The sequence below is a fragment of the Arthrobacter sp. Ms25 genome, from assembly GCF_059090365.1.
Genome location: NZ_JBNHFP010000003.1, coordinates 287,968 through 310,061 on the forward strand (window position 1 = coordinate 287,968; position 22,094 = coordinate 310,061).

The 22,094-nt window shown below is 68.0% G+C and carries 24 protein-coding genes; 12 read left to right on the forward strand and 12 right to left on the reverse strand.

The genetic code is table 11. From position 1 onward, the window contains the following. Positions 1-49: 49 nt before the first annotated feature. The gene (locus AC5RT8_RS09510) at positions 50-994 is read right to left on the reverse strand and encodes an SDR family NAD(P)-dependent oxidoreductase (protein ID WP_494095457.1); all 945 of its coding nucleotides are present in this window, start codon (positions 992-994) and stop codon (positions 50-52) included. A 175-nt stretch (positions 995-1,169) separates the two neighbouring features. Here AC5RT8_RS09510 and AC5RT8_RS09515 point away from each other — a divergent pair, with 175 nt between their 5' ends. Continuing rightward, positions 1,170-1,628, forward strand: a complete 459-nt coding sequence (locus AC5RT8_RS09515) for a MarR family winged helix-turn-helix transcriptional regulator (protein ID WP_494095458.1) — start codon at positions 1,170-1,172, stop codon at positions 1,626-1,628. Between the two features lie 78 nt (positions 1,629-1,706). On the opposite strand, the gene AC5RT8_RS09520 is transcribed toward AC5RT8_RS09515, so the two are convergent. Beyond that, positions 1,707-3,044, reverse strand: coding sequence for an MFS transporter (locus AC5RT8_RS09520; RefSeq protein WP_494095459.1), 1,338 nt, complete (start codon positions 3,042-3,044; stop codon positions 1,707-1,709). A gap of 57 nt (positions 3,045-3,101) precedes the next feature. After that, on the reverse strand, positions 3,102-4,607 hold the full coding sequence (locus AC5RT8_RS09525; protein ID WP_494095460.1) for an acyl-CoA synthetase: 1,506 nt from the start codon (positions 4,605-4,607) through the stop codon (positions 3,102-3,104). A 236-nt stretch (positions 4,608-4,843) separates the two neighbouring features. On the opposite strand from AC5RT8_RS09525, the gene AC5RT8_RS09530 reads away from it, so the two are divergent. The 3 genes from AC5RT8_RS09530 (at position 4,844) to AC5RT8_RS09540 (ending at position 6,333) form a co-directional block, all read left to right on the forward strand. After that, on the forward strand, positions 4,844-5,326 hold the full coding sequence (locus AC5RT8_RS09530) for a hypothetical protein (RefSeq protein ID WP_494095461.1): 483 nt from the start codon (positions 4,844-4,846) through the stop codon (positions 5,324-5,326). Between the two features lie 102 nt (positions 5,327-5,428). Next, on the forward strand, positions 5,429-5,917 hold the full coding sequence (locus AC5RT8_RS09535; protein WP_494095462.1) for a helix-turn-helix transcriptional regulator: 489 nt from the start codon (positions 5,429-5,431) through the stop codon (positions 5,915-5,917). A gap of 5 nt (positions 5,918-5,922) precedes the next feature. After that, positions 5,923-6,333: a VOC family protein gene (locus tag AC5RT8_RS09540; protein ID WP_494095463.1), complete on the forward strand. Its 411-nt coding sequence runs from the start codon at positions 5,923-5,925 to the stop codon at positions 6,331-6,333. A gap of 8 nt (positions 6,334-6,341) precedes the next feature. Here AC5RT8_RS09540 and AC5RT8_RS09545 read toward each other — a convergent pair whose 3' ends face one another. Next, positions 6,342-7,547, reverse strand: a complete 1,206-nt coding sequence (locus tag AC5RT8_RS09545; protein ID WP_494095464.1) for an ROK family protein — start codon at positions 7,545-7,547, stop codon at positions 6,342-6,344. 96 nt (positions 7,548-7,643) lie between these two features. On the opposite strand from AC5RT8_RS09545, the gene gap reads away from it, so the two are divergent. From gap to AC5RT8_RS09570, 5 genes are all read left to right on the forward strand, one after another. Beyond that, a complete protein-coding gene (gene gap / locus AC5RT8_RS09550; protein WP_494095465.1) occupies positions 7,644-8,651 on the forward strand; it encodes a type I glyceraldehyde-3-phosphate dehydrogenase in 1,008 nt (335 codons plus the stop codon). A 145-nt stretch (positions 8,652-8,796) separates the two neighbouring features. Further along, on the forward strand, positions 8,797-9,393 hold the full coding sequence (locus tag AC5RT8_RS09555) for an RNA polymerase sigma factor (protein ID WP_494095466.1): 597 nt from the start codon (positions 8,797-8,799) through the stop codon (positions 9,391-9,393). Next, entirely contained in the window at positions 9,359-10,393 is a 1,035-nt protein-coding gene (locus tag AC5RT8_RS09560) for a CU044_5270 family protein (protein WP_494095467.1), read from the forward strand. The genes AC5RT8_RS09555 and AC5RT8_RS09560 overlap by 35 nt, the downstream gene beginning before the upstream one ends. Positions 10,394-10,591: 198 nt before the next feature. After that, positions 10,592-11,083 carry a DUF2975 domain-containing protein gene (locus AC5RT8_RS09565; protein WP_494095468.1) on the forward strand — a complete coding sequence of 164 codons (492 nt, stop codon included), beginning with the start codon at positions 10,592-10,594 and terminating at the stop codon, positions 11,081-11,083. Then, positions 11,083-11,352, forward strand: coding sequence for a helix-turn-helix domain-containing protein (locus AC5RT8_RS09570; protein ID WP_494095469.1), 270 nt, complete (start codon positions 11,083-11,085; stop codon positions 11,350-11,352). The genes AC5RT8_RS09565 and AC5RT8_RS09570 overlap by 1 nt, the downstream gene beginning before the upstream one ends. On the opposite strand, the gene AC5RT8_RS09575 is transcribed toward AC5RT8_RS09570, so the two are convergent. Beyond that, the gene (locus AC5RT8_RS09575) at positions 11,337-11,783 is read right to left on the reverse strand and encodes an ATPase (protein ID WP_494095470.1); all 447 of its coding nucleotides are present in this window, start codon (positions 11,781-11,783) and stop codon (positions 11,337-11,339) included. The two genes, AC5RT8_RS09570 and AC5RT8_RS09575, sit on opposite strands and share 16 nt — an antisense overlap. A gap of 244 nt (positions 11,784-12,027) precedes the next feature. On the opposite strand from AC5RT8_RS09575, the gene AC5RT8_RS09580 reads away from it, so the two are divergent. Further along, a complete protein-coding gene (locus tag AC5RT8_RS09580; RefSeq protein WP_494095471.1) occupies positions 12,028-12,951 on the forward strand; it encodes an amidohydrolase family protein in 924 nt (307 codons plus the stop codon). Between the two features lie 35 nt (positions 12,952-12,986). After that, positions 12,987-14,330, forward strand: a complete 1,344-nt coding sequence (locus tag AC5RT8_RS09585) for an MFS transporter (protein WP_494095472.1) — start codon at positions 12,987-12,989, stop codon at positions 14,328-14,330. 51 nt (positions 14,331-14,381) lie between these two features. Here the strand turns inward: AC5RT8_RS09585 and AC5RT8_RS09590 are convergent, their stop codons facing one another. The 7 genes from AC5RT8_RS09590 to AC5RT8_RS09620 are packed head-to-tail and all read right to left on the reverse strand — an operon-like array spanning position 14,382 to position 20,995. Further along, positions 14,382-15,089: an SDR family oxidoreductase gene (locus AC5RT8_RS09590; protein ID WP_494095473.1), complete on the reverse strand. Its 708-nt coding sequence runs from the start codon at positions 15,087-15,089 to the stop codon at positions 14,382-14,384. Positions 15,090-15,138: 49 nt separating this feature from the next. Next, entirely contained in the window at positions 15,139-16,503 is a 1,365-nt protein-coding gene (gene rfaE2, locus AC5RT8_RS09595) for a D-glycero-beta-D-manno-heptose 1-phosphate adenylyltransferase (RefSeq protein ID WP_494095474.1), read from the reverse strand. After that, positions 16,500-17,132 (reverse strand): D-sedoheptulose-7-phosphate isomerase, encoded by a 633-nt coding sequence (locus AC5RT8_RS09600; RefSeq protein WP_494095850.1) that lies wholly within the window; start codon positions 17,130-17,132, stop codon positions 16,500-16,502. The genes rfaE2 and AC5RT8_RS09600 overlap by 4 nt, the downstream gene beginning before the upstream one ends. Positions 17,133-17,134: 2 nt before the next feature. After that, entirely contained in the window at positions 17,135-18,391 is a 1,257-nt protein-coding gene (locus AC5RT8_RS09605; protein WP_494095475.1) for a glycosyltransferase, read from the reverse strand. Beyond that, entirely contained in the window at positions 18,388-19,410 is a 1,023-nt protein-coding gene (locus tag AC5RT8_RS09610; RefSeq protein ID WP_494095476.1) for a glycosyltransferase, read from the reverse strand. The genes AC5RT8_RS09605 and AC5RT8_RS09610 overlap by 4 nt, the downstream gene beginning before the upstream one ends. Further along, positions 19,407-20,468 carry a glycosyltransferase family 9 protein gene (locus AC5RT8_RS09615; RefSeq protein ID WP_494095477.1) on the reverse strand — a complete coding sequence of 354 codons (1,062 nt, stop codon included), beginning with the start codon at positions 20,466-20,468 and terminating at the stop codon, positions 19,407-19,409. The genes AC5RT8_RS09610 and AC5RT8_RS09615 overlap by 4 nt, the downstream gene beginning before the upstream one ends. Further along, positions 20,465-20,995, reverse strand: coding sequence for a D-glycero-alpha-D-manno-heptose-1,7-bisphosphate 7-phosphatase (locus tag AC5RT8_RS09620; RefSeq protein WP_494095478.1), 531 nt, complete (start codon positions 20,993-20,995; stop codon positions 20,465-20,467). Before AC5RT8_RS09620 ends, AC5RT8_RS09615 begins: the two co-directional genes overlap by 4 nt. Positions 20,996-21,152: 157 nt before the next feature. Here AC5RT8_RS09620 and AC5RT8_RS09625 point away from each other — a divergent pair, with 157 nt between their 5' ends. Then, on the forward strand, positions 21,153-22,091 hold the full coding sequence (locus tag AC5RT8_RS09625) for a glycosyltransferase family 9 protein (RefSeq protein ID WP_494095479.1): 939 nt from the start codon (positions 21,153-21,155) through the stop codon (positions 22,089-22,091). The last annotated feature ends 3 nt before the right edge of the window (positions 22,092-22,094 follow it).

Sequence of the window (22,094 nt, forward strand, 5' to 3'; positions counted from 1 at the left end):
CAGCGAGGCCAGGTCCAGGCCGTATTCGTAGCGCAAGACGGTCTCCGTTCTATCGGGCCTGCGGTTCGAGCTCTTCGGGCAGGGGCGGCAGCTTCTCGCCGACGGGCTGCAGGTTGCCCTCGATGAGGGCCGGGAACTGCTCGCGCAGCACCTCGAACGTCCATCCTCCCTCGTGGTATTCGGTCACCACGGGCACCGGGTGCGAGAAGATCTGCAGCCGGTCGCCGCCGGCGCCGATCGCCTGCCCGGTGATGCCCGCGGCGTCGTCGGAGGCGAGGTAGGCGATGAGGCCCGCGACGTCGGCGGCCGTGCCGAACCCCAGGTCCTTGCGGAAGAACCCGGGCATGGGCTCGCCTCTGCGGTCCGCTTCCACCGCGCTGCGGAAGTACGGCACCGTTTCGGTCATGGCCGTCGCGGCCACGGGAATGACCGCGTTGGCGGTGACCCCGGCCTTTTTCATTTCGAGCGCCCAGGTGCGGACCATGCCCACAATGCCCGCCTTCGCCGCGGCGTAGTTGGTCTGGCCGAAGTTGCCGTACTGGCCGGTGGGGGAGCCGATGGCGATGATCCGTCCGGCCACATTGTTGTCCTTGAAGTACCGGTAGGCCTCGCGGGCGCAGGTGAAGGTGCCGCGCAGATGCACCTGGATGACCAGGTCGAAGTCCTCATCGGTCATTTTCAGCACGGACTTGTCCCGCAGCACGCCGGCATTGGTCACCAGGATGTCCAGCCGGCCGAAAGCCTGCACGGCACCGTCCACCAGGGCGGTGGCGGCTTCAGTGGTGCCCACCGGAACCACGACGGCCACGGCCTGGCCGCCGGCCGAGGTGATGGACTCGACCGCGCGGTCCGCAGTGTCCTGGACGACGTCGTTGATCACCACGGCGGCGCCCTGGCGGGCCAGCTCCTGTGCGTAGGCCAGGCCGAGGCCCTGGCCCGACCCGGTGACGACGGCGACCTTTCCGGCGAGTGCGCCGGTGGAATCAGTGCTCATGTGCGAAGCTCCTTTGCTTGGACAGGCCGCTGTGTGACGGTGGCCACGTGACCTGCTGACCATTCCATGACATATCGTTGAAAAAGTCAACAGTTTAGAAGATCACTGATCTGTTCGACGCCCGCATCTCCTAGGATGAGTTCCGAGACCGCGCCTGCCTAAGGAAAAACACTCCATGATCCTCTCTCCCGACGGCCCAGCCGACGAGACCCGCTTCGCCGCAGCCGATCTGGGGGCGGAGCCGGTATTCCTCATGGCGCGTGCCGCGTCCATGGGGTCCGCCGAGGCCAACCGCAGGCTGGCGGATCTGGGCCTCAAGGTCCGCCACTACTCGGTACTCTCCCTGGCCTGCAGCGGCGGTACCCCCACCCAGCGGGAGCTGAGCCAGTTCCTGGTTCTGGATCCCAGCCAGATCGTGGCCATCATCGACGAACTGGAGGGGCGCGGCGCCGTCGAACGCCGGACGGACCCGAGGGACCGCCGGTCCAAGGTGATTGTGCCCACGGCTGCCGGGCAGGAACTCTATGCCGAGGCGAAGGCACGCATCGGCGGCGCCACCGATGCGTCCATGTCCTCCCTTTCCACCGCCGAACGCGCCGAGCTGCGCCGGCTGCTGCAGCAGGTCGCGTTCTAGCGCGTTCCCGCGCCCGTACCGCAGCAGCAGCGCCGCACCTCGACGGAGAGGTGCGGCGCTGCGTTGTCGCGGTGCCGGTTAGTGTTCGTGTGTTGCCAGGTCATAATCCTTGGATTCGCGCGTCAGCAGGATAAAGACCGCGCTGATCAGTGCCATGCCTGCGAGGTACCAGACCACCGGTCCGGTGGACTTGTCTGAGGAGGCGTAGATGGAGGACAGGATGCCGGGGGTGAAGCCCGCTCCCAGCAGCGTGGCCAGCTGATACCCCAGGGAGGCGCCGGTGTAGCGGGCGGTGGTGCCGAACTGTTCGGAGATGAAGGCGGCCAGGGGGCCGTAAATAGCGGCATGGAAAAGCAGTCCCAGCATGAACACCGCAAAAATCAGCCAGACGTTCCCGGTGGCCAGCCAGGTGAACATCGGGAAGATCATGGCGATGAACAGCACCAGTCCGGCCACCATGACCGGCCGGCGGCCCAGGCGGTCCGAGAGCCGGCCCATGGCCACGACGAAGGCAACGCTGAGGATGGACGCAGCCGCGAAGGTGTAGAGGACCGGCTGGCGTTCCGCACCGTGCTCCACGGCGTAGCTCACCGCGAAAGTCGCCAGGAAAACCTGCAGGGCGAAACCGGAGGCGCCGGCCAGCATCGTGAAGATCAGCGCGCGCGGACGGCGCAGTACCTGCAGGATCGGCAGTTTGGGCTTGGACGTGCCGCGCTGGGCTTCTTCCCGCGCCACCGCTTCCTGGAAGATGGGGCTTTCGGACACCCGGGACCGGACAAAAATGCCGATGCCGAGGAGCAGTGCGGAGAGCAGGAACGGAATGCGCCAGCCCCAGGAGAGGAACTGGTCTTCGGGCATGGCAGCGAACAGGCCCAGGATGAAGGTGCCCAGTGCGGCGCCGGTGGGAGCGCCGGCATTCGTGAAGGAGGCGGCGAAGCCGCGCCTGCCCTTAGCCGAGTGTTCCAGTGCCATGAGTGCGGCGCCGCCCCATTCGCCGCCCACCGCAATGCCCTGGCAGACGCGGAGCAGGATCAGGATGACGGCACCCCAGGAGCCGATGATGTTGGCGCCGGGGATGAGTCCGATGAGGGTGGAGGCGATGCCCATGATCAGCATGGACAGGATGAGCATTTTCTTGCGCCCCAGGCGGTCGCCGAAGTGCCCGAAGACGGCGCCGCCCAGCGGGCGGGCAAGATATCCGGCGGCAAACGTTCCGTACGAGGCGATGGCGCCGGCCAGCGGATCGAGGTCCGTGAAGAAGACCTGCGGGAATACCAGCGCCGAGGCGGAGGCATAGAGCAGGAAGTCATAGAACTCGATGGTGGAACCGAGATAGCTGGAGAGGATGACCCTGCGGGCCTCGGTCTTGCCGGTACGGGGCGCCGGCGACGCCGGGGCGTCAGAAGCTGTGGACATGGCGGTTTCCTTAACGGGGGTGCGTGATGGTGGGAAGGTGCAATCGCGTCCGGCGCCCTAGCCTTCGGCGCGCAGTACGTGTTTCTGGATCTTTCCGGTGGCCGTGCGGGGCAGTTCGGCTACTACCCGAATCTGCCCGGGCAGTTTGTAGGTCGCCAGGCGCCGCCGCAGTTCGGCAAGGAGCTCCTCGCCGCTGCGGGGATCCCCCTCCTCCAGGACAATGAAGGCCATCCCTGTTTCGCCCCACTTGTCGTCCGGAATGCCGATGACGGCGGCGTCGCGGACGCCGGGGATGTTCAGCAGCGCATTCTCGACTTCGGCGGGATAGACGTTCTCCCCGCCGGAGATGTACATGTCCTTAATCCGGTCCTTGATGTAGATGTAGCCGTCCTCGTCCAGCACGGCGATATCCCCGGAGTGGTACCAGCCGCCTTCGAGCGCCTGGGCGGTTTCGTCCGGACGGTTCCAGTAGCCGGACATTACGTTGGGGCCTCTGACGATGACCTCGCCCGGCACCCCCGGCGGCACCGGCCTGCCGTCCAGATCCACCACCTGGTGCTCCGTGAAGAAGTGCGGGCGGCCGGCGGATCCGGCCTTGGCGACGCCGTCGCGGGCCTCGAGCATGCAGACGCCGGGAGCGGTCTCGGTCATGCCGAAGCCCTGCATGATGGCCACGCCCTTTTCTGCCCAGGTCCGGATCATGCGTTCGGGCACCGGGGACCCGCCCACCATGATGCCCCGTACGGAGGACAAGTCCGCGGCGGCGAACCCGGGGTCTGCGCTCAGGGCGTCCAGCATGGCCGGCACCATGAAGGTGGACGTCACTCCGGAGCCGGCAATTTCGCGCAGCACGGCGTCGGGTTTGAAGGAACGGTGGATCACGATACGGCCGCCCAGGGTGAAGGTGGGCAGGGTCATCATGTTCAGGCCTGCAATGTGGAACAGGGGTGCCACGGCCAGATGCACTTCGTCCTGGCGCAGATCGACGCCGATCAGGGCATTGACGTACTGGTAGAAGAGGCTCCGGTGCGAGAGCATCGCGCCCTTGGGCCTGCCGGTGGTGCCGGAGGTGTACATAATCAACGCGAGGTCCTCGGGATCCACCCCGTCCGGGACGGGATCGTCGCTCCCGGCGGTGAGGAAGTCCTCGAACAATTCCCCCGGTCCGCCTCCGTCGACGCTGAGCCATGCCGTTCCGGCCAGCCCGCGGGCCAGGTGCTCGGCGTTCTGCTGCTGTTCCCGGGTATAGACCACGGTCTTGGCGCCGCAGTCGCGCAGGATGTAATCGAGTTCCGCCTCCCGCAGCCGGGGGTTGACCAGGACGCACGCGGCACCGATGAGTCCCGCCGCGAAGAAGGTCTCCAGCAGCGCGGGGTGGTTGAAGCCGGCGTACGCCACCCGGTCGCCCCGGCGGATGCCGGACGCGGCAAGGGCATTGGCCAGGCGGCGCACGCGGAGGTCTACGTCGGCGTAGGTCCACTCGCGTCCCTCGAACACGATCGCGGGATCGTGCGGGCGTACCTTTGCGCGCCGCGCCGGCCAGGAACCGATTCCCAGGTTCACCAAGACTCCTTCGTCGTGAGCTAGTTCACATCTGCAAACCATTGAAACAGCCTTTTATTGAAAAAGTCAATGGTTTTACGGGCCGTTCCGCCGGCGTCGGTGGGGCCGTTCCGGATGCTGGCGCGGAACCCTGTACGCAGCCGCCCCATCGAAGCTTTCAAGGATTCTCAAAGGATCCGGTTCGAAAATGGAGCTGTAAGCGAAGCACGTATTCGGAGGTGACAGACACTATGGGTATGGGGAGCGGAGCCAGGAAGGGCCTTGTCTGGGGCGGGAGCGCCCTGGCCGGCGTTGGCCTTCTGGCAGCCAGCTTCTTCGCGGGCACCGCGGTGGCGGACAACGCCGAAGTCGAGCAGGCCGGCACTACGACCCAGGAACAGGACGCCGGGGACGGCGAGGGCCGGGATTGGTTCGATGAGCAGGGCGGGCAGGGGACCGAGGACGGGCAGGATGCCGATGGCCGGGACGGTGACCATGACACCGAGGACCACGACACCGATGACCAGGGGCAGCATCCCGACCGCAGGGACCGGCAGGACGCCGAGGACGGGGATGCCGCCGGGCCCGAGGAGGGTAAAGGACTGCACGACGGCGGCCGGGACTACGGGGATCACCACGACGACGGCGGTCACCACAACGACGGACACCACGACGACGGCGGGACGGATCAGGACCGGGAATCCGACAGCGACGCCGGTGACGGGTCAGCCCCGGCGTAGTTGATGCAGTCCCAAAACCGGTCAGGAATCAAGAAGCATCTCCCGTCCGGCCGTGGTTAGCCTTATGGAACACCGGATAAGCCAGCAACGGGGAAGCATCCAATGAGTACCCAATCAGCAACCGTGGACAGGGGTCGACAAGCCAGCCGGACGCGGGAGGATTCCCGCCGGCTGGCGGACCTGGCCCGGCTGCGCCGGGTGCGCGACCGTATCGACCGGGAGTATGACAAACCCCTGAATGTGGAAGCGCTCGCCGCCGGGGTGTTCATGTCGGCCGGACACCTCAGCCGCCAGTTCCGCCTGGCGTACGGCGAGTCTCCGTATTCATACCTCATGACCCGCCGGATAGAGCGCGCCATGACCCTGCTGCGCTGCACCTCCCTGAGCGTCACGGAGGTGTGCTTCGCCGTGGGGTGTTCGTCCCTGGGTACCTTCAGCACGCGGTTTACTGAGTTGACGGGTGTGCCGCCGGCAACCTATCGCCGTGCGGCGGCGGCACAGGAGCTGGACCTCCCGGGGTGCGTGAGACGCAGGGTGCAACGACCGATCAGGAAGCAGGCCGGACGGTTCCCGCCGTCCCAGAGAGGGTGAGTGCCATGGACATCTCCATCAATGCGGTTTTTCTGCCCCAGACGGACCCCGATGCGTCGCTGGCGTTCTACCGCGACGTACTCGGTTTCGAGGTCCGCAACGACGTGGGATACGGCGACATGCGGTGGATTACGGTAGGTCCACCGGACCAGCCCGGAACCTCCATTGTGCTGGAGCCGCCCGCGGCGGACCCCGGCGTCACTGACGCCGAGCGCAGGACCATCGAGGAAATGATGGCGAAGGGCACCTATGCCGGGATGCTGCTGGCCACTGCTGATCTGGACGCGGCGTTCGAGCGCGCCGTCGCCGGGGGAGCCGAGGTTGTCCAGGAGCCCATGGAGCAGGACTGGGGTGCGCGGGACTGTGCGCTGCGGGACCCCGCCGGCAACCAGCTGCGGATCCAGGAACTGCGCTAGCCGCCGGCCTACTCCCGGCGCGGTTCGGGCACCAGGTCCAGGAGGTGGGTCTCCACGTAGTCCAGGGCCAGGCGTACCGCACCGGTGGGTACGAGCATGGTGCCCAGGTCCGAGACGGCGAGGCGGGGCGGTTTCACTACGTACCGGTTCAGTTCCCGCGTCATGGCGGGCAGCAGGGCAGTTGCAGACGCGGCGACGGCGCCGCCGATCACAATGAGCCGCGGGTCGAAGAACGAGGACACCAGTGCCAGCACACGGGCCATCCGCCGGGCAATCCGGTCCAGGATTTCCTCGGCCACCGGGTCCCCCGCCTCGGCCGCTTCGAACACCAGACGTGCCGAGGCCCGGTTGGTGGCTGGTCCCACGAGGTCGCGGATCCGGCCGTTGTGGCCTTCCTTCAGGGCGGCACTGCCCCACAGGCGGGCGAGCTTGGCGATGCCGTCCTCGTTGCCCACTCCTTCCACCAGGTCCAGGGCGCCCATGGCGCCGGTTCCGCCGGATGCGCCGTGCAGGAGGCGGCCGGACTCGATGATGCCGCTGCCCAGGCGCTCGCCGGCCAGGATTACCGCCAGATTGTCTTCCCCTGCGCCCACGCCGCGCCAGCGTTCGGCCAGGGCGGCGAGCTTGGCATCGTTCTCCACCAGCAGCGGCCAGCCTCGGGAATCACTGAAGGTCGAGCTCAGTCCAAGATCGAACATCGGCGCCACGTCCTGCCCGGGTGCGACCTCGCCGGCACCGGTAACCTGGGCGGCGATGCCCATCCCGGCACACAGCACGGCCGAGGAGGAAATTCCTGCGTCCTGCAGGGCGGCGTCAACCGCCTCGACGACCACCCGCCGTCGTTGTTCCGGTTCCCCGCCGTGACGCGGGAACCGCGCCTCGGATTCACCGACGACGGCGCCCGCGAGGTCGGCAGCCAGCACCCGGACGGAGGCAATGCCGACGTCGAGCCCCAGCACGTAGCCGGCACTTTCGTTGAACGTAAACCGGCGCGCGGGCCGGCCTTTCTGTCGGTCGACACGGGGGGACTCCATTTCCCGGGCCCAGCCCCGGGCAATCAGGTCGTCACACACCGCAATCACGGTTGCCCGGGTCAGTCCGGTCGCCTCGATCAGGTCCGTGCCGGTGGCGGACGGGGCGGCACGGAGCACCTCCAGCACCGCGCGCAGGTTGGTGCGGCGCAGCAGCTGCGGAGTGTTCGCGGAGGCATCCATGGGTGTGGCCTTTGACGTGTGGCGGCAATAACAGCATAATTATAGGAGACAATAAATTTAGTTCCTAAATTTAGGTTTGGCATCAAGGAGGCCCCCATGACGGTACGCGTCGGAATCAACGGTTTTGGTCGGATTGGCCGCAACTACCTGCGGGCAGCACTGCAGCACGGTGAAGGATTCGAGGTTGTTGCAGTCAACGACCTCGGCGATCCCGCGCAGCTGGCCCACCTGCTCAAGTACGACTCGGTTGCCGGACGCCTGGCCGAGAAGGTCACCGTCGAAGACGGCAACCTGGTGGTCGGCGGACACACCATCAAGGTCCTCGCCGAGCGCGATCCGGGCAACCTGCCCTGGGCCGAACTGGACGTGGACATCGTCATCGAATCCACCGGTTTCTTCACCAACGCCGAGGATGCCCAGAAGCACATCTCCGCCGGCGCCAAGAAGGTCCTGGTCTCCGCACCGGCCAAGGGTGACGCGTTCACCGTGGTCATGGGTGTGAACGACGGCGACTACGATCCCGAGAAGCACGACATCATCTCCAACGCTTCCTGCACCACCAACTGCCTGGGCCCGCTGGCCAAGGTCCTCAACGACGCCTTCGGCATCGAAAAGGGCCTCATGACCACCGTGCACGCCTACACGGCAGACCAGAACCTGCAGGACGGCCCGCACAAGGACCTGCGCCGCGCCCGCGCCGCAGCCCTGAACATGGTGCCCACCTCCACCGGTGCCGCCAAGGCCATCGGCCTGGTCCTGCCGGAGCTGAAGGGCAAGCTGGACGGCTTCGCCATCCGCGTTCCCGTCCCCACCGGCTCGGTCACCGACCTGACGGTCACCCTGGAGAAGGAAGCCACGGTCGAGGAGATCAACGCCGCCTACGCCAAGGCCGCACAGGACCCGCGCTGGGAAGGCATCCTCACCTACACCGAGGATCCGATTGTTTCCTCCGACATCGTGGGCGACCCGGCCTCGAGCATCTTCGACTCCGGCCTGACCCGCGTCATGGGCAACGAAGTCAAGGTTGTGGCCTGGTACGACAACGAGTGGGGCTACTCCAACCGCCTGGTCGACCTGACCGGCCTGGTTGCTTCCAAGCTCTAGTCAGCACAAGCACCGCCCGACGGCGCCGCGCCGGACTCCCTGCGAGTCCGGGCGGCGCCGTCGTCGTTTAATGCGGTGTCCAGGAAAACAGAAAAGAAAACCGGGGGAACCGTGAACCTTTGAAGGTGAGCGGGCATTACAGGCTGTGAACACAGACAAAGAGATTGTGGAGGGCTCGCGCAGCGTCCCCGCCATATTCGGGGAACTCTATGACCGGCACGCACCGGACATCTACCGGTACGCGGCCCGCCGTGCCGGTGACTTCGCCGCCGAGGACGTTATGGCGGAAACCTTCTTGATTGCCTTTGAACGGCGGGCGGTGTTTGCCGGGTCCGCAGAAGCCGTGCGGCCCTGGCTTTTCGGCATTGCCACCAACCTGCTGCGCCGGCATCACCGGGCGGAAGCGCGGATGCTGCGGGCCTTGGCCCGGAACGGCGGCCGCGGCCATGCCCCCGACGGGCTGGACGCGGTGGACGCGCAGGTCGACGCCGACGGCGACAGCTCCCGGATCGGTGCCGCGCTGGCGGCACTGGCTCCGATAGACCGGGAAGCCATCCTGCTCTATGCCTGGGCGGACCTGACCTATGACGGAATCGCCACTGCCACGGGCGTACCCCTCGGCACCGTCCGCTCCCGCATTAACCGTGCCAGGAGAAAACTCCGGACGGATCTCGGCTTTGCTCTTTTCGACGAAATGGACAGTGATCATGGACGAACTGCACCTGCTCCGCGCCACGCGTAATACCACCGGAACCGTGCCACCGGACGTCCTCGCCGCAGGCCGGGAGAATCTGATGCAAAGAGTTGCCGAGGAAGAAGCCGCGCGGGAGCCGGCACCGGTCCTGCACCCCCGCCGGCCCTGGCGCCGCACCGCTCTTGCTGTCTCCGCGGCAGCAGCGCTGATTGCCGCGCTGGTGGCGGTGGATGTTGTCCGCTCCGATGAGCGCCCGGGTGCGACGGCGGAGGCGGCCGAGGTGCTCACTGAGGCCGCAGCGGCCACCATTACTAGCTCCGACCCCGTGCTGAGACCCGGCCAGTACCTGCTGGTTGACACCAACATGGTGGGCACCACCTCCACTGTCACGCCGGAGGGGCAGGAGTTCTCGTGGCTGACCCGCCGGGACCACCAGGTGTACATCCCCGCGGACCGGACCGGGGAATGGGTGTGGATCCGTGAACCGTCCAAACCGGAGCAGTTCTTCGATGAAGGGTCCAGGCAGGAGGCCGAACGCGTTGGAGCGGGGAAATCCGACAGTGTTGACGTGACGCGCGCCCCGCGAGGGGAGTTCGGCGGATCGGCGCAGCGCGTCCTCAATGACATGCCGTTGCAGGAAGCGGTGGATGGTGCTCCCCGGGACCCCCGGAAATTGCTGGACCTGCTTTATGAAGGGAATGCGGGCGGGGGCCAGACCCCGGACGAGGAAGCGTTTGCCAGGATTGCCGAAACCCTGCGGACCGGCGCCATCCCGGCGGACCTGCGTGCCGCGCTGTACAAGGCGGCCGCACTGATCCCCGGGGTCACCCTTATTGACCGGGAAGCGGCGCTCGACGGGCGTTCCGGCATTTCGCTGGGAATCGGCTCACCCGAGCGGGGATTCCGGGAAGAGATCATCATCGACCCGGACACTGGGCTGATGATCGGTGAGCGCAGCGTGGTGCTGGAGGATGGGAATGTTTACCCGGCCGGGACCGCCACCGGGTGGACGGCAATCACCACTAGGGTGGTGGATGCGGCCCCTTAGGGGTGCCCTTCCCGGCCTCCCTGCGGAGAGTCCCACGTAATGGTGCCGATGTTGCGGGTGGGGCCACTTCCGCCACTCCAGCCCCGGTCCGTGGGAGGTCCGGGCCTATGTTTCCCCGACCCCTTGCGGGATCTCTCGATTGTCGATAAGTATTGGTTGTTCCTCAATCGATGAAGTGCTTCCCGTAGGGAGAGCGTGATGGGAAAAGCAACGATCCTTGCACTGCGCATAGTCCTGGTGCTGGTTCTGCTGGGCACCGTCTTTGTCCAGGCGGTGATGGTGCCGTTGTTCGGCGTGGACCTGGGCGAGGCCGGGGCCGAAGCGGTCCGGGTGCCGGTGCTGCTGATCGTGGTGCTGGGTATCCTGGCCTTCCAGGTCTGCCTGGTCTGTGTCTGGCGGCTGTTAACCATGGTGCGCCGGGGGACGGTGTTCTCGTCGGCTGCCTTCCGCTTCGTGGATGTGATCATCGGTGCCGTTATTGCTGCGGCCCTGCTCCTCTTTGCGCTGGGGGCCGTCCTGGCGCCGGGTGAGGGCGTGGCCCCCGGCGTCGTCCTGCTGATCGGCGGCATGGGCGTCACCGTTGCCGCCGGCGCCCTGTTGATCGTGGTGATGCGTGCCCTGCTGGCCTCCGCCGTCGCCACGGCTGCCGAGGCGGCCCGGCTCCGTAGCGAACTGGGCGGTGTCATCTGATGCCCATCATCGTGGACATTGACGTGATGCTGGCGAAGCGGAAAATGCCTGTGGGCGTGCTGGCCGAGCGGATCGGCATCACCCCGGCGAACCTGGCGGTGCTGAAGAACGGCCGGGCAAAGGCGGTGCGGTTCACCACGCTCGCCGCCTTATGCGAGGTGTTGGAGTGCCAGCCCGGTGACCTGCTGCGCTGGGAGCCCGGGGAGCGGGACGACGACGGTGCCGCAGACGACGTCGTCCTGCCGCATCCGGATCACCAGCCCAGGTAGGCCAGTATTTCGCCGGCAACCTGCTCGACCGTCTTATTGTCGGTTTCCAGCATCAGAACGTGCGACGGTGCCTGCGTGGCAAGGGTTTTCGCCACTGCGTTGCTTCGGGCGGCATGCCGCTCCAGTTCCGCTCCGCGTTCCCGCCGGGAGAGCCGCTCCAACGCGTGTTCGTCTGTGGCGGTGAGCAGGATGCCGCGAACCTGCGGGACAATCCCCATGGCGGCCGCCAGGGCATCCATTTCCAGAACGCTGACGGTGTTGGTGTAGATCAGCCGGTGATATCCGAGCTCTCGGTAGTTTGCCCACATGGCGCGCAGATTCCGTGCCGCCAATCCGTGTTCCCATGGTTCGGGATACGCCAGGTCCAGATTGTCGCCCTCGATAACGCAGTGCCGGATTCTGCGCCCGGACAGCAGGGAATGCAATGCCATTGCTGTGCTAGTTTTCCCCACCCCGGACCGTCCGCCAATGAAAACAGCCTGGTCAACGGTCACGCAGCCCCCCGAAACATGTAATGAACTGTTATTCCCCGCGAGCATAAGCGGTTTCAGTGGCGGAGTTCGCCAGCACGGCTCGAGTCAGCAACATTAAAAAAGTTGGCGGTATTGTCAACAATCTCGTCAACAACTACTCTGTTCTGAAAGCGGCTCATGTGACCCGCGTTACAGACGGAGGATGATGGTCCAGGAATTCGTAAAAACATCCGGGTGGCTGGATTGGAATCCGGCCCCTTCTGTTCCGCGCTTTAGGCTCCCGTCCGGCACGGTGGACGCGCACTGCCACGTGTTCGGGCCGGGCAGCGAGTTTCCGTATGCCCCTGAGCGGAAGTACACCCCCTGTGACGCGGGCAAGGAGCAGTTGTTCGCCCTGCGGGACCACCTGGGCGCCAGCCGCAGCGTGATTGTGCAGGCCACCTGCCACGGCGCGGACAACAGTGCAATGGTCGACGCCGTCCAGGCATCCGGAGGGACGGCCCGCGGTATCGCCACCGTCCGCCCGGACGTGTCCGAGGCCGAACTCCGCCGGCTGCACCGAGCCGGCGTGCGGGGGGTGCGGTTTAACTTTCTGAAACGGCTGGTCAGTGCGGCCCCGCAGGATGACCTGAAAACCATCGCCGACAAAATCGCGCCGCTGGGTTGGCATGTAGTCATTTACTTTGAAGGCACGGAACTTGCGGAGTTGGAGGGTTTTTTCGCCTCCCTGCCCACGCCGCTGGTGATTGACCACCTGGGCAGGCCGGACGTCTCCCAACCCGTGGGAGGACCGGAATTCTCCCGGTTCCTGCGCTTCGTGGAGCGGCATGAGGCATGGGTGAAGGTCAGCTGCCCCGAACGGTTGAGCCTGTCCGGCCCGCCGGCCCTTGACGGTGAACAGCGTCCCTACGCGGACGCGGTTCCCTTCGGCCGGCGGGTGGTCGAGGAGTTCCCGGACCGCGTGCTTTGGGGCAGCGACTGGCCGCACCCGAACCTGACGGGCCACATGCCCGACGACGGGCTGCTCGTTGACTACATCCCCCGGGTTGCCGTGACGGCCGAGCAACAGCAGAAACTTCTCGTGGCGAATCCGATGTCCCTGTACTGGCCAGGCGAAGACGCCTGATCCGTACCCCTCCAACTTTCGAAAAGGTGCACCAAGTGCGGCATTCCAACGCAGCAAACCGTCTTGACCGGCTGCCTATTTCCCGGTTCCACAAAGTCACCCTCGTGGCCGTGTCCTTCGCCTACTTCTTCGAGTTTGCGGACATCAACTCCTTTGCCACCACCGCGCCTAAACTCGTGGAGCTGTGGGGGGTCACCGTCAACCAGATCGCCTATGTCACCTCGCTCTCCTTCGTCGGAATGTTTTTCGGCTCGATCGTGGCCAGCGGTATCGCCGACCGCTGGGGGCGGAAAAACGCCTTGACCGCCACCACGCTGTGGTTCGCGTTCTTTTCGTTTGCGACGGCGTTTGCCTGGGACATTGTCTCCCTGGGCGTTCTCCGGGTCCTGACCTCGGCGGGCCTGTCAGCTATGACCGTTGTCGCCGTCGTCTATGTGAATGAGATTTTTCCCGCAGCGGTCCGGGGGAAGTACCAGGCCTACGCGCTCGTCATCGGCATCTGCGGAACCCCGGTCACCAATCTGATTGCAGCCTGGGTGGTGCCCATGGCGGACTGGTCGTGGCGGCTCGTGTACCTGTGGGGAGCGCTGGGCATCTTCTTCATCCTCTTCGCCCGGCACCTCAAGGAATCCCCGCGCTGGTACGAGAGCAAGGGCCGCTACGACGAAGCCGAAGCGGTGCTGCAAAGCATCGAGGCCGGCGTTACCGCGGAAAAGGGCAGCCTGCCAATCCCTGCCGACCCCGTCGTCGTCGCCCCGCAGCCCAAGGCGCCGCTGACCCTGCTGCTGCAGAAAAAGTACCTTCGCCCCACCATCCTGCTGACCGTTGTCTGGGTGACGCAGACCATCGGTTTCTTCGGCTACTCAAGCTGGGCCCCTACGCTGCTCTCCCAGGAGGGGTTCAGCGTGCAAAGCTCCATCTTCTACGTAGCCCTGACCACCGTGGGCGCACCGCTGGGCTCCTTCGTTGCCTCCCTGGTCACGGACCGGTTTGAACGCAAGTGGTGCCTCGCCGTCTTCGGAACGCTGATTGCCGGGTGCGGCCTGATGTACGGCCTGACGTTCAACCCGATCCTGATTGTCGTTTTCGGCTTCCTTGTCAACATGTTTGAGCGCGGCTACACGGCCCTGGCCTACGCCTACTCGCCGGAACTGTTCGACACCCGGGGCCGTTCGCTCGGCACCGGCGTTTCCTACGGATTCGGCCGGCTGTCCAACGCCGCGGGTCCGTTGATCATTGCTGCCCTGTACAACAGGAGCGGCTATGAAAGCGTGTTCATTTTCATTGCCGGAACCTGGATGGTGGGTGTCCTGGCGCTGGCCCTGTTCGGTGCCAAGACGCGGCAGCCCAAAGCCGTTGCCGCTCCAGCGGCTGCCTGAGCGGAGGCGCGGTCGCGGGGCCCGGGCTTGCCGCCTGGGCCCCGGTGCCGGTCACGGCCAGGATTCCTCCTCCTCATGGCAGATGACCAGTTCCCGTACTTCGCTGCCCTTCGGCTGGCCCAGTGCAAAGAGGATCGCCGCGGCCACATTCTCCGGATCGTTCAGGCGCGAATCATCCTGCGGGCGGTACTGTTCGGTGCGGTCGTCGAAGAAGCGGGTCTTCATCCCGGCCGGAATCATGGTCGTGACCCCCACCTGGCCGCGGGTCTCGGCCGCCAGCGCCCGGCTGAACCCGATCACGCCGAACTTCGAGGCACAGTACGCCGTCGCATCGGCCACGGCCTTGAGGCCCAGCGAGGATGCGACGGTCACCACCCGGCCGTGGCTGCGCTGCAGATGCGGCAGCGCCGCGCGGACCACGGACACGGTGCCCAGCAGGTTCACGCCGATGACCTTCTCCCATTCCTCCGCCGCCACGTCCTCCAGCCGCCCGCAGCGGTCGATGCCGGCGGCGGTCACCACGGCGTCCAGGCCGCCGAGGTCGGCCGCGGCCTGGCTCACCGCCGCCTCCACGGCGGCACGGTCGGCAACATCCGTCTGGAAGGCTTTCGCTCCGGCCACGCCGCTGATGTCGCGGTCCAGGACGACGGCGGTGCCGCCCGCGGCGGTGACGGCCGAGACGACGGCTGCGCCCAGACCGGAGTTGCCGCCGGTCACCAGGACCCGGCCGGGCTGCTGCTGTTGGGGTGTGCTGTTCACGGTGTTCTTCCTTTGCTGCTCGGGGATGGTGTCCAAGGGCGGATTGTGCTCAGCCGACCTTCGCCAGCGCGGAGGCCAGGGCCGTGGTGGACCGGGCCGGGTGGAACGGGACGGTGACGGTTTCCCCGCCCCAGGAGCGAATGAGCGCCGCCTCCGGGAGCTGGTCTTCGCGGTAGTCCCCGCCCTTGACCCAGATGTCGGGCCGCAGGCGTTCGAGCACCGCCGCGGGGGTGTCCTCCTCGAAGACCAGCACCCCGTCCACGCACTCCAGGGACTGCAGCAGTTCGGCCCGGTCCGCAGCGCCGATAATCGGGCGCGCCTCGCCTTTGAGCCGGCGCACGGATTCATCGGAATTGAGGCAGACAATCAGGCAGTCGCCCAGGTTGCGGGCTGCCAGCAGGGTCCGGGCATGACCGGCATGGAGCAGGTCGAAGCATCCGCCGGTGGCCACCACGGTTCCGCCGCGTTCGCGGATCCGTTCCGCCGTGGCCATGGGGTCCGGGGCTTCGGGACCCGGCATGCGCAGGAGTTCTCCGGTTTCAAGGCCGGCCACGCCGCCGGCAGCCAGGAAGGCGGCGGCAGCCTGTACCGCGCCTTCCGCGGCGGCTTCCAGGCCGGCGCCGTCGAGCAGCCGGGCGGTGAGGGAAGCAGCAAAACGGTCCCCGGCCCCGCACGGGTCATCGGCGGAGATTTTCGGGGCAGGAAGGACCTGCGCCAGGCCTTCCGCCGGGAGGGCCAGCGCCCCGTGTGCCCCCATGGTGATGACCACCGACCGGCTCTGCCAGCGGGTAAGCAGCTGTTCGGCTGCCCGCAGTGCCGCCGGAATCCCGTCCGGCGCCTGCCCGGCGGCGTGCAGGGCTTCGGTCAGGTTGGGGGTGACGGCCGCGACGCCGGGTACCGGGTCAGCTCCGGCCGGATGCGGGTCCCAGACCACGGGGATGCGTCCGGCGAGGGCCTCCAGCAGGTCCCGCAGGGCAGGATTTGCGGTGAGCCCGCGGCCGTAGTCGGCGACCACCACCGCATCGGCGGCCGCCACGGCGGACAGCATCTGTGCGGTGACCTCGGGCACCGGGGCGGGGGAGCAGCCGGAGTCGAAGCGGACCACGGCATGCGTTCCGGCCCGGACCCGGGTCTTGACCGGGGTGGGGGCGTCCGACGGGCCGCAGGTCAGCGGGATGCCCGCCAAGGCGGAGCGCAGCAGTCCGGAGGCGTCGTCGTCGGGCAACACCGTCACCAGATGGACCTGCCGGCCGTCCCGCTCCAGCATCCGCGCGACCAGTCCCGCCCCGCCGGCCCGGCGGCCGACGTCGTCCACTTCCACCACCGGGACGGGCGCGTCGGGGGAGAGCCGCTGCGCCGAGCCGGTGATGTCGGTGTCCAGCAGCACGTCCCCCACCACTACGATCGTCTTCACGGTGTTCCTCCTGCACTGTTGCGCCGTTCGATTTCGGCGTCAAAGGACCGGCAGAGCGCATGCAGGGCAACCAGATGGGCTTCCTGGGCGTTCGCCGCCGGTGCGTCGACGGCAATAAAGTCCTCGCAGGCTGCGGTGAGCGGATTCGGGGCGGGACCGGTGAGCGCCCAGGTCCGCAGTCCCACACGGTGCGCGGCCTGCACGGCGGCCAGCAGGTTGGGGCTCGCACCGCTGGTGGAGAACAGGATGAGGACGTCTCCGGGCCGGCCGTGCCCCAGCACCTGGCGGGCGAAAAGCTGTTCGAAGCCGTAATCATTGGCGATGGCCGTCACTGCGGAGGTTTCCGCGTGCAGGGCGATGGCGGAAAACGGACGGCGCTCGCCGGCAAACCGTCCCACCAGTTCCGCACTCAGATGCTGTGCTTCGGCAGCCGACCCGCCGTTTCCCGCGGTCAGCAGCCGGTGCCCGGCCAGCAGGCGGCCGGCCAGCTCAATACCCCAGTCCGTCAGGTGGGCGGCCTGACGCTGGACGGACAGCAAGGCGGGCTGTGCGTTCGCCAGATGGTCCAGCACCGCCTGCTCCGGCCCCGCACCGGGAACCGCCGGTGCTGCCGTGGTTGATGATTCGATGCTCACAGTGCCTTCCCTCCCAGCGGCTGCAGCCGGCCGGGCCGGGCCGCGACCCCGAGCGCCAGCTGATAGGCCTTCTCCGTGTCCAGTGCCACCCGGTCCCAGGAGTACCGGGCGGAGGCACGCTGGCTGCCCGACGTCCCGAGCCGCCGTGCGTAGCGGGGATTCTGCAGTAATTCCGAGAGCGCCTCGGCCAGGGCTGCCGGGTCCCGCGGCGGCACATGCAGCCCGGTCTTGCCATGGACCACGGTGTCGATCAGGCCGCCGACGGCGGAGGCCACCACCGGCACCGCGCAGGCCATGGCCTCCAGCGGGACGATGCCGAACGGCTCGTACCAGGGCGCACACACCACCGCGTCGGCACTGCGCAGCACCGCGGGCATCTGCTCACGAGGCACCTGCCCCCGGAGCAGTACGCGGTCCGCCACGCCGAGGGACCGGGCGAGGGACAGCAGCCGGCGGGCCTCCGGGTCCGATTCCAGCCCCGCTCTGTCGCTGGAGCCGCCGACAATCAACAGTTCCACGTCTTCCAGTCCCTCATCCCGCAGCAACGCCAGGGCGCGGATGGCCAGGTCCACGCCCTTGCGCGGGACCAGTCGGCCGACGGCGGCAATCCGGTGCCGCCGTCCGCGCGGTTCCGCCGGTCCCTGGGGCGAGAAGAGGGACAGGTCGACGCCGCAGGGGGCAATGGAGATCCGGTTGCCGGGCACGCCGATGGCCTTGAGTTCAAAGACTTCATCCGAACAGGTGGCCAGCACCCGGTCCGCGCGCCGCCCCACGGAGGGTTCCAGCCAGGTCCGCTCCGGCGGCGAGGTGTCGTCGCTGCCCTGATGCCGTTTCTTCACGGTGCCCAGGGCATGGAAGGTGTGGATCACCGGCACGCCGCCGTCCGGTACCTTTCCGGCCGCCTCCAGCGCTGCGAGGCCGGACATCCAGAAGTGTGAATGCACGACGTCGGGCGGTTCGGTTCCCCAGTCGCGGAGGATCCCGGAGGCCAGCTGCCCCATATACGGCAGCAGGTCATCCTTGGGCAGCGGCAGGGCGGGGCCGGCGGGCACATGCACCACTTCCAGTCCGTCCTGCACCTGCACCCGGTCCGGCTGCCCGGGATCATCCCGCCGGGTGTAGACCTGCACGGTGTGTCCCCGGGCAGCCAGTGCCACGGAGAGCGCGGCCACGTGCACGTTCTGGCCGCCGGCATCCACCCCGCCCAGCGCGGCCAGCGGACTTGCATGTTCGGACACCATTGAGATTTTCACTGTTGTCCCCCTCCTGTCGGTGCCGGTACGGGTCCTGCCGCCGTCGATGTGCCGGAAGCCTTTTCTGATAGCAGCTCCGCGAAGAGTCCGTCCCAGTCGGCCAGGAACCGGTCCAGCCCGTACCGGGCCAGCGCAGCCTGCCGGGCGGCCCGGCCGCAGGCCCGCGCCAGCGCCGGATCCGCCAGGAACGTGCGAGCTCCGCGGCGCAGCTCGTCGGGATCGTTGCTTACCACCCCGGCCTCCGGCGGAACTGCCCGCGCGGCCTCGGTCGTTCCAAGGGCCAGCACCGGCAGGCCCAGATGCATGGCTTCGAGCAGGGACAGGCCCAGCGACGTCCACCGCATGGGGTGCAGATAGGCCCGGCAACCGGCCAGCTCACGGTGCAGCCGGGCTACAGGAAGGTCGCCGCGGACCAGCAGCCGGTCCGTGCCCAACAACGCCGGCAGCCGCTTGGTGCCCAGGCCGAAGACTTCCAGCGGAGCGGTCCGGGCGAAGGCGGGAAGCAGGTCGGTCCCCGCTACCCGGCCCCGCCGCACCGGTTCATTCACCACCACGCCCAGGTGCGGGCGTTCCCCCGTATAGAGGTAGCCGGGATCGGGAATGCCGTGGTCGATCACCCTGGCCCGGGCCTTGCCGTTGTCCCAGAACAGGCGGTTGAACTGCGTGACGTGCACGATCGGGATTGCCGTTTGGCCGGCGAGCGGATGCCGCGTCTCGGGCACACTGCCGCGCGGCGTGTTGTGTTCCAGGAACACGGCCGGAACGTCCCGGCCGGGCCGCCGTCCGAGCAGGCGGGTGCAGGCCTCGATTTCTTCGACCCGCTGCAGCACCACAACGTCGATCTGCTGCGTCCGGAGCTCTTCCGGGGCTACTTCCACAGCGGACCGGGGCCAGGGCCGGCCGCCGCGTCCCAGCCCCCACCCGTCCCGGGCGGGCGTTGCCGGGAGCAGGTACTCGTGCGCGCCGCGGACAAAGGCCTCCATCCAGCCGCCGTGCACGTGCCACAGCAGAATCTTCATCGGTGCCTCATTTCACGGTGGGTCTGCAGCGACGGCACCCCGGTGACCAGGCGCTGGACGGCCTCCACCACCTGCTCGGGGGAAACCCCGGACAGGCAGGGGTGACCGGGCACCGGGCAGGTCCGGGCACGGGTTCCGCTGCAGGCGGCGTGCTGGTCGCCGAGGAGTTCCAGCGGCACCCGGTAGGGGGCCCACCGGACGGCGGGGACCACCGGTGCGAAGAGACTGACCACCGGGGTGCCTGCGGCCGCCGCAAGATGGGCCGGTCCGGTGTTTCCCGCCACCACCGCGTCCGCTCCGGCCACCACTGCCGCCAGCGCGGCCAGATCGGTGCGTCCGCCCAGGTCGAGTCCGGCCACCGCCGCAACGGTGGCCGTCAGCTCCTTTTCGCCCGGGCCGCCGGTGACCACCACACGGAAACCGGCAGCGGTAAGCAATTCGACGGCGGCGGCATGGTGCAGCGGCGGCCAGGCCCGGGCCGGCACGGCAGCGCCTGGATGCATCACGACGTAGGGCCCGGAGCCCACCAGATGCGAGACGTCCGGCAGCGGGCCCAGCCGCAGGCGGCCGTCGTCGCCGGCGGGCAGCCGGTAACCTGCCGCGGCGGCGATCCGCAGCGCTCGCTCCGCTTCGGGCTGGTCTTCGGGGAAGTCCTCCCCGGGTTTGAGCCGGGTCGTCAGCAACGCTCCGGCGTAATCCGTGGACGCGGCGGTAATGACACGTATTCCCGCTTCGCGGAGCAGCAGTGCCAGGGGCAGCGGGGACTGGTGGAACGACGTGAGGATCACCGCTTCGTCGGCTCCGGCGGAGCGGACCATTGACGCCAGCGCCTCAAACAGGTCCGTGGAGGGTTCCGGAGCGGGGTTCAGGATCCAGGGGCAGGACCACTCCAGCACCTGGGTGACGCCGGGCAGCAGCCGTCCGGCCGGCGCCCCCTGCGGACCGCACAGCAGTACCGCTTCCACTCCCGGTGCGGCCGCCACGGCCCGGATAGCCGGGCCCGCGAGCAGCACGTCACCGGCGCCGTCGAGCCGGGCCACCAGGACCCGCCGGCTCATCGGCTGCCCCACAGCAACGCCACGGCTTCGGTGAGGTCGCCGGCCACGAGCGGCGCCGCGGCGGTTTCCTCGGCGCGGGTGACGGGGGTGGGAACCAGCACGCCCCGTGCACCGGCGGCTGCCGCGGCCTCGACGTCGGCCCCGATGTCGCCGACGACGGCCACTTCCGCCGGCTCGAGCCCCAGACGGCGGCTGGCCCGAAGCACCATGCCGGGCATCGGCTTGCGGCAGGTGCAGCCGTCATCCGGGGCATGCGGGCAGATTTCCCAGACATCGAACGGCCCCAGCAGGGCTTCGACGGCGGCATTGACTCCCGCCACCTCTTCTGCGGACAGCATCCCCCGGCCGATGCCGGACTGGTTGGTGACCACCCCGACGGGCACGCCGGCACGCCGCAGCCGGACCAGAACCTCGGAGGCGCCCGGCATGGGCCGCACCCGCGCGGGATCCGCGTTGTAGGGCACGTCGACAATCAGCGTGCCGTCCCGGTCAAACAGGACGGCACGCGGCGGCGGGTAGGACTCCATACCGCTTCTGTTCCCCGCTGGAAGGAAATCCAAACATCCCGCCGGTCACTTCCTGGCCACGGTGCACCCGTGTCCCACCCGTACCCAGCAGCACAGGGTTCTGGCAGGATGTGCACGTTCCGCGCAGCAGCTACCCCACCGGAAGGACACCGCGATCATGCCCCAGCAGGCCGACCGTCCCGAACTGCTGGTGCTCCGGGCCTTGAAACTCGGGGATCTCCTGGTGGCAGTTCCGGCCCTGAAGGCCCTGCGGCGGGCCTTTCCCGGGCACCGCATCCGCTATGCGGCGCAGGACTGGCTGCGACCCGTCCTGCCGCTGACCGGGGCGGTGGATGACCTGCTTCCCCTGCACGGCCTGGATGTGCCGATTCCCCTCGAACCCGGGCGGGTGGAAATTGCCGTAAACCTCCACGGCAGCGGCCCGGAGAGCTGCAGCAGGCTTGAGGCGGTACAGCCCTCCCGCAGGATCGGGCATGCCGGACCCGGCTGGGATGGACCGCCGTGGAAGGACGGCGTGCATGAACGTGAGCGGTGGGCGGACCTGCTGTCCTGGCACGGCATCCCCGCGGATCCGCTGGATTACCGTTTGGACCCGCCGGCGGCGGTATCGGCGGCACCGGAAGCGGTGGTGATCCACGTCGGGGCGGCCTACGGCAGCCGGCTGTGGCCCGCGGCACGGTTCGCCGCCGTCGCCCGTGAACTGGGTGCCGCCGGCGCCCCGATCCTCTTTACCGGCAGCGGCTCCGAGCGGCACCGGGCGCTCGCGGTGGCCGACGCCGCCGGGCTGGCGCCGGAGCACGTTGTGGCCGGTGAACTCCGGTTGGAGGAATTTGCCGCCGTCATCGCCCGGGCCCGGCTGGTGATTTCCGCCGATACCGGTGCCGCCCATCTCGCCTCTGCCTACGCCCGCCCGTCAGTGGTCCTCTTCGGCCCCGCGCCGGTCAGCGAATGGGGGCCGCCGCCTGGGCCGCACATTGCCCTGACCGACGACACCCGGCGCCGCGGGGAGACTTTCGCGCCGGATCCTGATCCGGCACTGCTGGCCGTCACCGTGGAGGACGTCCTGGCCGCAGTGGAAAAGCTGGACGCGCTCTAGCAG

Coding starts and splice junctions, on each gene's coding strand:
- AC5RT8_RS09575 (WP_494095470.1), bottom strand. CDS start 11,783: ATGGCATTGCATTCCCTGCTGTCCGGGCGCAGAATCCGGCACTGCGTT.
- AC5RT8_RS09565 (WP_494095468.1), top strand. CDS start 10,592: ATGGGAAAAGCAACGATCCTTGCACTGCGCATAGTCCTGGTGCTGGTT.
- AC5RT8_RS09615 (WP_494095477.1), bottom strand. CDS start 20,468: ATGAGCCGGCGGGTCCTGGTGGCCCGGCTCGACGGCGCCGGTGACGTG.
- AC5RT8_RS09520 (WP_494095459.1), bottom strand. CDS start 3,044: ATGTCCACAGCTTCTGACGCCCCGGCGTCGCCGGCGCCCCGTACCGGC.
- AC5RT8_RS09610 (WP_494095476.1), bottom strand. CDS start 19,410: ATGAAGATTCTGCTGTGGCACGTGCACGGCGGCTGGATGGAGGCCTTT.
- AC5RT8_RS09540 (WP_494095463.1), top strand. CDS start 5,923: ATGGACATCTCCATCAATGCGGTTTTTCTGCCCCAGACGGACCCCGAT.
- AC5RT8_RS09535 (WP_494095462.1), top strand. CDS start 5,429: ATGAGTACCCAATCAGCAACCGTGGACAGGGGTCGACAAGCCAGCCGG.
- AC5RT8_RS09515 (WP_494095458.1), top strand. CDS start 1,170: ATGATCCTCTCTCCCGACGGCCCAGCCGACGAGACCCGCTTCGCCGCA.
- AC5RT8_RS09545 (WP_494095464.1), bottom strand. CDS start 7,547: ATGGATGCCTCCGCGAACACTCCGCAGCTGCTGCGCCGCACCAACCTG.
- AC5RT8_RS09580 (WP_494095471.1), top strand. CDS start 12,028: ATGATGGTCCAGGAATTCGTAAAAACATCCGGGTGGCTGGATTGGAAT.
- AC5RT8_RS09625 (WP_494095479.1), top strand. CDS start 21,153: ATGCCCCAGCAGGCCGACCGTCCCGAACTGCTGGTGCTCCGGGCCTTG.
- AC5RT8_RS09570 (WP_494095469.1), top strand. CDS start 11,083: ATGCCCATCATCGTGGACATTGACGTGATGCTGGCGAAGCGGAAAATG.
- gap (WP_494095465.1), top strand. CDS start 7,644: ATGACGGTACGCGTCGGAATCAACGGTTTTGGTCGGATTGGCCGCAAC.
- AC5RT8_RS09620 (WP_494095478.1), bottom strand. CDS start 20,995: ATGGAGTCCTACCCGCCGCCGCGTGCCGTCCTGTTTGACCGGGACGGC.
- AC5RT8_RS09530 (WP_494095461.1), top strand. CDS start 4,844: ATGGGGAGCGGAGCCAGGAAGGGCCTTGTCTGGGGCGGGAGCGCCCTG.
- AC5RT8_RS09560 (WP_494095467.1), top strand. CDS start 9,359: ATGGACGAACTGCACCTGCTCCGCGCCACGCGTAATACCACCGGAACC.
- AC5RT8_RS09510 (WP_494095457.1), bottom strand. CDS start 994: ATGAGCACTGATTCCACCGGCGCACTCGCCGGAAAGGTCGCCGTCGTC.